Raw genomic sequence first — 7,429 nt, forward strand, 5'->3', positions numbered from 1 at the left:
TGGCAGGCGATGGTATAAGACGGATCGATTATCGCGGCATGCCTTGTGGCCGAGCGCGCAGGCGATCCAGCTCTTGCAAATGCGGAACGTCAATGACAAAATTTGGGTCCCATATCGGCCCATGGGACCCTTTTTGACCGCAAGCTTCGAGCGGTTTCGAGTTCCTCGGCTTCAAGCTGCTGCTCCTCCTCCGGGCTCACGGCAGCGGTGTGCGTCTTTGGTTGCACTATGGTTGGGTTGAGCCTCAGTGCGTCCCTCGGGTACCCTTCGGTCGGTCCGGCACCTCGCCTGTAGCAATTCCATACGCGCCTGGGCGCCGGCAAAGCTGAAGGAAATGGTTCTCTTCGGCATCGTCCAGGTTCTATAGAATCAGCTTCGGAATTCGACCCCGAGTTTCAGGGGATTCAAAGACCATTGGAAGTCCGGAAACAGTTTGCGGATCTCATGACGTCGACATCGGTCCATCGAGGAATTCAATGAGCGGCGTGAGATCACTCACCGGTTCGGACATCGACCAGGTGGCCGAGCTGCACAACAGGGTGTTCTTGTCGTCGCGACCGATGACGCCGCAGCTGCGGCAGCGGTATCGCCAATGGCTCGAGACGGTCTTCCTGAACAATCAGGTGCGCCTGCCAGGTTACGATCCACTGGTATACGAGCACGAAGGAAGTGTCGTCGGCTTCATCGGCGTTGCGGGACGTCGATTCACGCTTCTCGGGCAAACCTACACCGGAACGGTGCATTCCAACTTCGTCGTTCATCCCGCGCACCGCGGGCGCGGAGTGGGCGGCGCACTGTTTCGGGCTTATCTGGAGTTGCCGCGGGACTTCGCGTTCGTGGACGAAGTCGGCGAGCGCAACCGGCCGTTGCATGAACGCCTGGGGATGACGGTCAGCATGGCGCAGAGCGTTCGCTGGATATTGCCGCTGCGACCGGTGCGTGGCCTTGCTTCACTTGTCACAGACCGGATGCCAAAGGTTCTGCGCCCGGTGTGTCTGCTGCCTGCCGACGCCATGGATGCCATGCTTCGCCACGTCCCGCGAAGTCCATACAGGTTCGGTGTGCCGGATCTGCAGGTCACACCCATGTCCGGTGCCGGACTTGCATCACTGATTGCAGGTTTCCAGGGTGAGGATCTGCTGCGTCCGGATGCGACCGATGGTTCAATCGAGTGGCTGGTCGAGCGCGCCAGGTCGATGCAGGGGCACGGGCAACTCGTGCTGAACAGTCTGCATGCCAAGGGCGCTGTCGTCGGTTGGTACATGTACTACGCGAACAAGGGTGGAGGACGGAGCGAGGTCCTGCAGTTAGTTGCTGATCCCGAGTGGGCTGCTCCTGTTTTCGCCAGCCTCGCGCATGACGCATGGCTCCGGGGAGCCACAAGTCTACGCGGCGTGCTGCATCCGTCGTTGCTTGCTCCGCTTGCCACGCGGCTCGCCGTGTTTGATCCGTGGGTGCGCTGGATGCTGGTGCGAACCCAGCACCCCGCCATCCTCGAAGCGTTCACGCGGGGGCAATCGCTGCTCTCGCGGCTCGATGGTGAGTGGTGTCACCACGCCAGCGATTAGAATGGATATGTACATGAATCCACGCCCCCGCAATTCGCGATGATGCACCGACTGCTGACGGGGTTGCTGGCCACCGAACCATTGCTACACAGGGCGCGCCGCAGATCATCCCCCGTGCGCAAAGCGCCATGCGCGCACCAGGCGCTGCACACGCCAGCGCAGGGATGTCGCAAGCACGCTGTCGCGTCCCGCCAGCGCCAGACGCAGCGCGCGATCATCTACCGCGTTTTTGCGCTCATGCGCATAAAACGCCGCCACATCAGAGGTGGCAATGCTGCCGGCAGCCATCCAGCGCGGCACGAACTCATTGCATAGCACGTCCACATCGGTGAGCACCTTGCTCAGGCCCATGCCGGTAGACGGGCAGACACTTTGATAAGCGTCGCCGATCAATACCATGCCGGCACGCGCGCACTGCTGCATGCGATACAGATCGATCTTGAACGGTTCAATCTTGCCTTGCACAGCATAGCTTCCAATGAGCTGATCCAGGCCGGGGAGCAAGCGCGGCAGGGCGGTAGCGGGCTCGCGCAGCAATTCCTTGGTGGTGGCGTCCTTGGCGGGCCAGTAAGCAAAAATATTGGCACGCATCGCATTACCCATGCGGAATAGGGTGACGTAACCGACTTTGTCGGCCAGGGTGCCGGTGTAGTAGGTGACTGCATCGAAAGGGAAGGCCTGGCCGTCGGTGCGCTCCAGCATAAAGCCGAAGGCCATCGACAGCTCTTCTTTGACCATGCGTTTTTCGATGCCTAACTGTTCCGGCAGCCGGCCGCTCATGCCGCTGGCAAGGATCAACAGCCGGCCAACGCAGACGCTGCCGTCAGCCAGTTCGACCCAGGGGCGGCTCTCATCGGGCGTAATTTTTTCTACCCGTCCCAGCCGGAATTCGACTTGCTCCGGAATCTGCGCCCGTACCTGGTTGACGATGTCGCAGTAGGAAATGCCGAACTGCTCAATCTGCCGCCGCCGCAGCATGCGGCCGGCACGGCCATGGATGATCTCGCTGATGATGCGGGTCTTTTGCTTGACCTTATCGAGCAAGCCCAGCGACTGCAGCAGCGCGGCCTGGTCCGGCTCGATTTTTTCGGCGCGGAACAGCGGCGGGAATTCGGCGTAAGGATCGATCACGGCGACCGACAGGCCGCGCCGCGCCAGCACGGTGGCTGCAGCCGAGCCGGCCAGGCCGGCACCAACAATCAGGACATCACGCGTAACGACGGCTTGCTCTGCGCTCATGCACCCCCCACGCCCGACCGCCTGTGGCGCCCACGAGCCTCGTGCGCCGCGCAAACGCCGCAAGCGGTCACCGGCGGCCGGCGTTGCGAGGCGTTTAGTGGACCAACAGGGCTGCGATGGCACAGACGAAGCCCAGCTCGCGCGTTGGGAACGTTTTCAACCGGTAATTGCCAAAACAGTTCCGCGATGCCGACGGCCGCGCGACTAGCCCGCTGATCTGGAGGGGCCATCAGGTCTGCGGCCACAAAGGCGCCGATATCAGGCCGCTGTTTGAGCCGCATCCGAGGGGTTCCCGTTCATGGTGTCGTTGAGTTCGTTTCCGCTTGCGAATATGGACTACGTCTAACCCGCCTTCAATTCGGCGATTGCCGATCAGCACCGAGACATATCTCAATGACAAAAGCTACGCGTGGTCGCATGCCTGCTGCCGTGGCTCCCATATGAGCCCATTGGACCCTTTTCGGTTTTCACTGCTGCGTTCGATTTCAGTTCCTCGACTTGAAGCTGGCCGCCGCCGAGCTTACGGCAGCCGTGCGCGTTCTGTGCGGCCCCACTTAGGGCCGTCGGATGACAAAGCCGGCCGTTAATGATCTAAAGCGGGATGGACGAGCCTCCGCAACCAAAACCGTTCATTGTTCAAAAGCGCTCCAACCATGGGACTAACAACCCCATCGTTGCGCGTTTGTCGGTGCAGACCCACGAGCTATTAGGGTTTGCAAATCTGACAGAAGAAGCGAAGGGCAGCGTCTTTCGCCTCTACCACGAGGACCTGCAGCGAAATCTGCTGAGGTGTTACGACGCCGTCACGCGTTTGCAGGAGGCAAGAGACGCAACCCTTGCAGAAGTCGCCGCTGCCGTTGATCAGGGTGCGCGCAGCGTCCCCTTCGTAATCGGACTGGAAGATGAGGTTAATACGTTTCTTTACGAGGCGAAGCTCTATCTCCGGAATGCGCTGAAGGTCCTGAACGTCTTTTTCGGAACGTCATTCTTGGACGCCAGTCGCCTAACAAAATGGAAGGACAAGGGGAAGGACAAGGATGGGACGGTTATCATATGGGCTGCCGACACGTTCGGACCGGATGCTGATTTTACCCGAATGCTCCGCTCTGAAGAGCCTTGGGTGTCAGACATCATAAAGTTCAGGAACGCCGTTGAGCATCTGGATAGCGCGGGCGCTATGGTCCTGGAGAACTACCGCGCAACTTCCTGCGGCATCCTTGAACCGACTTGGCGCAGAGAGGGAAAGGACACACGTGCAGAAACGCCTCTTTTTCCTGATCTGATGGTCTTACTTGATAATCTGCTGACGTTCGGTGAGGACCTGCTCGTCTGCTCGATCCGTCAGCGGCCGATGTCACCTCACATCGACTTCGCTCTCATTCCTCCGGAACAACGGGCGCCCGAATGTGCGGTACGTATTCGCCCAGTCATGCGCGGATTGCCTCCGCTCTCCGGAGCATCCTAGTCGCTCGGTGCGAGGCTTGCTCGCCGCGCGGTTACCTCGAACAGCGGCCTTGGCGTGGGCAGGACGCTCCGGCTTGTGTATGCGTAAATAGGACAATAATCCCACCCGCTTTATGACATTAAACCGGGAGGTACCCAAATGGGTACTGTAGTGTTTGGGTACCTAAAAGGCCCTTTCATCTTCATCCGCCGGTTCGTGCGGGTCGAACGGCCTTTCCGGCTCCTCCGTCCATTCGGCCATTAGCGCTGCGGGTAACCCCTCCCCCAGCTTCTCCAGCACAAGCGCCAAGATGTCAGCGCTCTTGGTAAGCCTGCCAATCAACTTCGCTTTGTGAAGCGCGTCCACGAGCTTATTGGCTTCCTGCTCCCTCCAGTCTTCTAGCTCGACGTCTTCCTCGCGTCCTTCTGCTAACCTCCGCGCCATCGCCCACGTCAGTTCCTTTAGAGCCTTGGGGTCACCGTGCTTGCCATCGTTGATCGCTCGCCACACCCTGCGCATGTTATTTACCGTGCCCTTGCCGACCCCGGTGAGCTTCATAATGCTGCTGATGCTGTCTCGTTCATCATCCTTCTTAACGATGCGCCATGCAGCCGCTGTCTTGTCCGCCCGCTCCATGGGCAGCTTATCCCGGCTGTTGCGTGCAAGCGCCGTCCGCCATGCAGCCTCTAGGCTCCCTTCGTACACCTGTGCCGGGATGCCTTGGTCCACCGCGCGGTATCGTAAGCTGCGAGCCTGTGATGCCCGTCAATCACGTAGTACGCATCGTCCACCGGGAACACGGTGATAGGCGGCAGCGAATGACCCCGCTGTTCCTGTATCGCCTTTGCCATTCTAAATATGTGGTCATCGCTCGGAAGCATGTTGCGCTTCGGGACGCGCCACTGGAAAACTGCGCTGGCTACGCGGATGCTGTTGCGTGCCAAGTTAACGGTGGTGCCTGTTGCCCCTGCTGTTAGCGCTTCGCCTCGCGGCATTTTCCCTACGCGCTTCTCAATGTCCTCAAAGGTCTCCCCGGTGTCCTTTGGCCTTTGAATGTCCTGCCGCATGAGGGTCCTGCGGCGTGCCTTGCTCTTCTTCGTCTTCTTGGCCACTCGGCTCAATCCTCTATCTTCACGTCTTCAGTCTGACTTACTGTAGTTGGTTGGCGGTGGCATTCTCAGGGAACAGCGCCTGCAGCGGTGGCGTCGTCTCGCGGAACTCCTCAAAGTTCATGTGCCGTGAGGCGCACAGGATGTCCTGCACCTCATCGGAGTGATGCCACCTGATCCAGAGGTACCCCTGCTCAGGATCAAGCACGATGCGCCGTATGGCGTCTCGCAGGGTCCTGTTGGTCTCCACCACGTCAGCGTTGTTGGTCAGTGCCTGCGCGACTGCCTTGAGGCGGTCCTTGACGCTGGAGGCTGTCAGTGTGTCTCTCTGTGCTCTCAAGTCCCGTAGCTGCTTCTGGGTCTCCTTCAGCTCCCGGTCAATCTCCCTTATCCGTTTTGCTGCTGCCGTGGCTTCAGGGCTTCCACGCTCCTCGGCGATCAATTCCGCCAAGTCGAAAATGACCACTTCTCCCGCGTCCGCTTTGTTTTGTAGCGCGTCGATTTTCTTTTCCAACGTGGCGGTGTTCTGCCCCCGTGGCGCGTCCTTGACAAGTCGGTGGGCGTGCTCCCTCAACGCCCTCTCGACGGTGTCATATCGCACGGCCTTGTAGTCGCAACCTTCTGCCCTCATGTTCGCTCGGGAGCACACGAGGTAAACGTAGTCTCCCTTGGCAACCCTCGTTACCGCGTGCCCGCAGGTGGCACAGAACACGATTCCTGACACAATCGACTTGGGCGCATGTCTCGCGTGACGCCCTCTGGCGGCTGTGGTCTTGAGTTTGCGGTTCACCCTCCAATATAGGTCTGCTTCCACCACGGGGGGGAACACGTTCTCCACGGGGGTCATGGGTTCGTCCCGGCGTGCCCGCGTGTCTTCATCGTGCCTTGTCGTATGTGGCGTGAACGTACCGATAGGCGCTGTGCTCGTGAGAACCTTGCGGATGTAGCTGGTCCGCCAATGATCGGCCGTCTTGCGCTTCCCTTTTTGCGGCCATGTCGGAATGCCCCGCTGGTTGAGGTCACGGGCTATCCGCGTAAGCCCGTCACCCCTGTCCATGCGCTCAAACATCTCTCGCACGATGGCTGCGCGCTCCTCGATCCGCGTGTATGCCTTCTCCTCCTCAGACCACATGATCCACGCGGGCGTCTGGCGCGTGTACGGCTGGCCCTCAAGGCCGTGCTCCACTAGGCGCTTCTTCTTCCGAGCCTTGGCGTCTCCGATCAGTTGTGATTTGCGGGTGCTCTCGCGGTTGGCCCTGATAAGCTCCAGCACAACGAACAAGATGGCCTCGGGCTCACGCTCGAGGCGCGCGGCTGAGTAGGTTTCACCGTTCATCAGCGTCACGAGGTTGATGCCGCTTCCGACCAACTGAAGGAACAGTCCCTGTGCTGTGACGATGTCGGCGCGTGAGAGCCGGTCCATGTTCTCGATCAGTAGGTAGCTGCCTCGCTGGACGTATCCGTTCTCTACGGCCTTAAGGAAGCCCCCGAGAGCCCCCGTGCGCGCGTTTTTGCCCCGGAAAGCAGACATCCCGAGGTCCATCATGTTCAGCTCAGTGTCGAGCGTGAGCCCGTGGTCAGCGGCGTACTTGGCCGCCTTCTCGGTCTGACGCTGCACGGTTGCTCCAGCGGATTGCGCGAGTGTCGAGAAGCGGACGTAAGAGTAGGCCAGCGTCTTGGCCTCGGTGCGCACAGGGGCGTCCATGGGGCCACCTCTCAGGTTGCGCAGTGTTCAGCGGTCAGCGGCTCCAGCACCTCGGCGAAGTCCACTTGCCTCCTGAGCGCCTGATACTCTACGGCGGCCTCTAGGCGTTCCCTAAGGTCTCCCAGCGTCCGTGCGGTCCGTGCTATGCCCCATGCGAGCCGAACGGCAGCCCTGAGCGCTACGACGGTGGTCTTGTGCCCCAATTCCATTGCTATCTCCGTGTGATGATGCCTTTACAGCTGGCATTCACACTCTGCAATGGCCGACGCCGGTCCGCCCGGTGATGGGCAAATTTTGCTTGCGGCCGATCCAATCGCCATCGACGAGCTTGGCAAAGAAGGCGCGATCGATGCCGCGCGGAGCG

6 protein-coding genes and 1 pseudogene are annotated in these 7,429 nt (G+C 60.3%); 2 read left to right on the top strand and 5 right to left on the bottom strand.

The window, feature by feature from the left end; genetic code table 11:
* Positions 1 to 75 (bottom strand): annotated as a pseudogene (locus tag JQ624_RS37695) (ATP-binding protein); the annotation flags it as partial.
* 401 nt (positions 76 to 476) lie between these two features.
* Between JQ624_RS37695 and JQ624_RS37700 the strand changes: the two are divergent.
* Positions 477 to 1,568: a GNAT family N-acetyltransferase gene (locus JQ624_RS37700; protein WP_212423925.1), complete on the top strand. Its 1,092-nt coding sequence runs from the start codon at positions 477 to 479 to the stop codon at positions 1,566 to 1,568.
* Between the two features lie 105 nt (positions 1,569 to 1,673).
* Here JQ624_RS37700 and JQ624_RS37705 read toward each other — a convergent pair whose 3' ends face one another.
* Complete coding sequence (locus tag JQ624_RS37705; RefSeq protein WP_212423926.1) at positions 1,674 to 2,807, bottom strand: NAD(P)/FAD-dependent oxidoreductase; 1,134 nt, start codon at positions 2,805 to 2,807, stop codon at positions 1,674 to 1,676.
* A gap of 601 nt (positions 2,808 to 3,408) precedes the next feature.
* Here JQ624_RS37705 and JQ624_RS37710 point away from each other — a divergent pair.
* Entirely contained in the window at positions 3,409 to 4,272 is an 864-nt protein-coding gene (locus tag JQ624_RS37710; RefSeq protein WP_212423927.1) for a hypothetical protein, read from the top strand.
* 162 nt (positions 4,273 to 4,434) lie between these two features.
* Here the strand turns inward: JQ624_RS37710 and JQ624_RS37715 are convergent, their stop codons facing one another.
* The 3 genes from JQ624_RS37715 to JQ624_RS37725 are packed head-to-tail and all read right to left on the bottom strand — an operon-like array spanning position 4,435 to position 7,065.
* Complete coding sequence (locus tag JQ624_RS37715; RefSeq protein WP_212423928.1) at positions 4,435 to 4,887, bottom strand: hypothetical protein; 453 nt, start codon at positions 4,885 to 4,887, stop codon at positions 4,435 to 4,437.
* Positions 4,888 to 4,937: 50 nt separating this feature from the next.
* The gene (locus JQ624_RS39470) at positions 4,938 to 5,363 is read right to left on the bottom strand and encodes a ParB/RepB/Spo0J family partition protein (protein WP_212423929.1); all 426 of its coding nucleotides are present in this window, start codon (positions 5,361 to 5,363) and stop codon (positions 4,938 to 4,940) included.
* 37 nt (positions 5,364 to 5,400) lie between these two features.
* Positions 5,401 to 7,065, bottom strand: coding sequence for a recombinase family protein (locus JQ624_RS37725; RefSeq protein ID WP_212423930.1), 1,665 nt, complete (start codon positions 7,063 to 7,065; stop codon positions 5,401 to 5,403).
* Between the last annotated feature and the right edge of the window lie 364 nt (positions 7,066 to 7,429).

The organism is Bradyrhizobium sp. AUGA SZCCT0283 (assembly GCF_018130385.1).
In the GTDB taxonomy this organism is placed as follows: Bacteria; Pseudomonadota; Alphaproteobacteria; order Rhizobiales; family Xanthobacteraceae; genus Bradyrhizobium.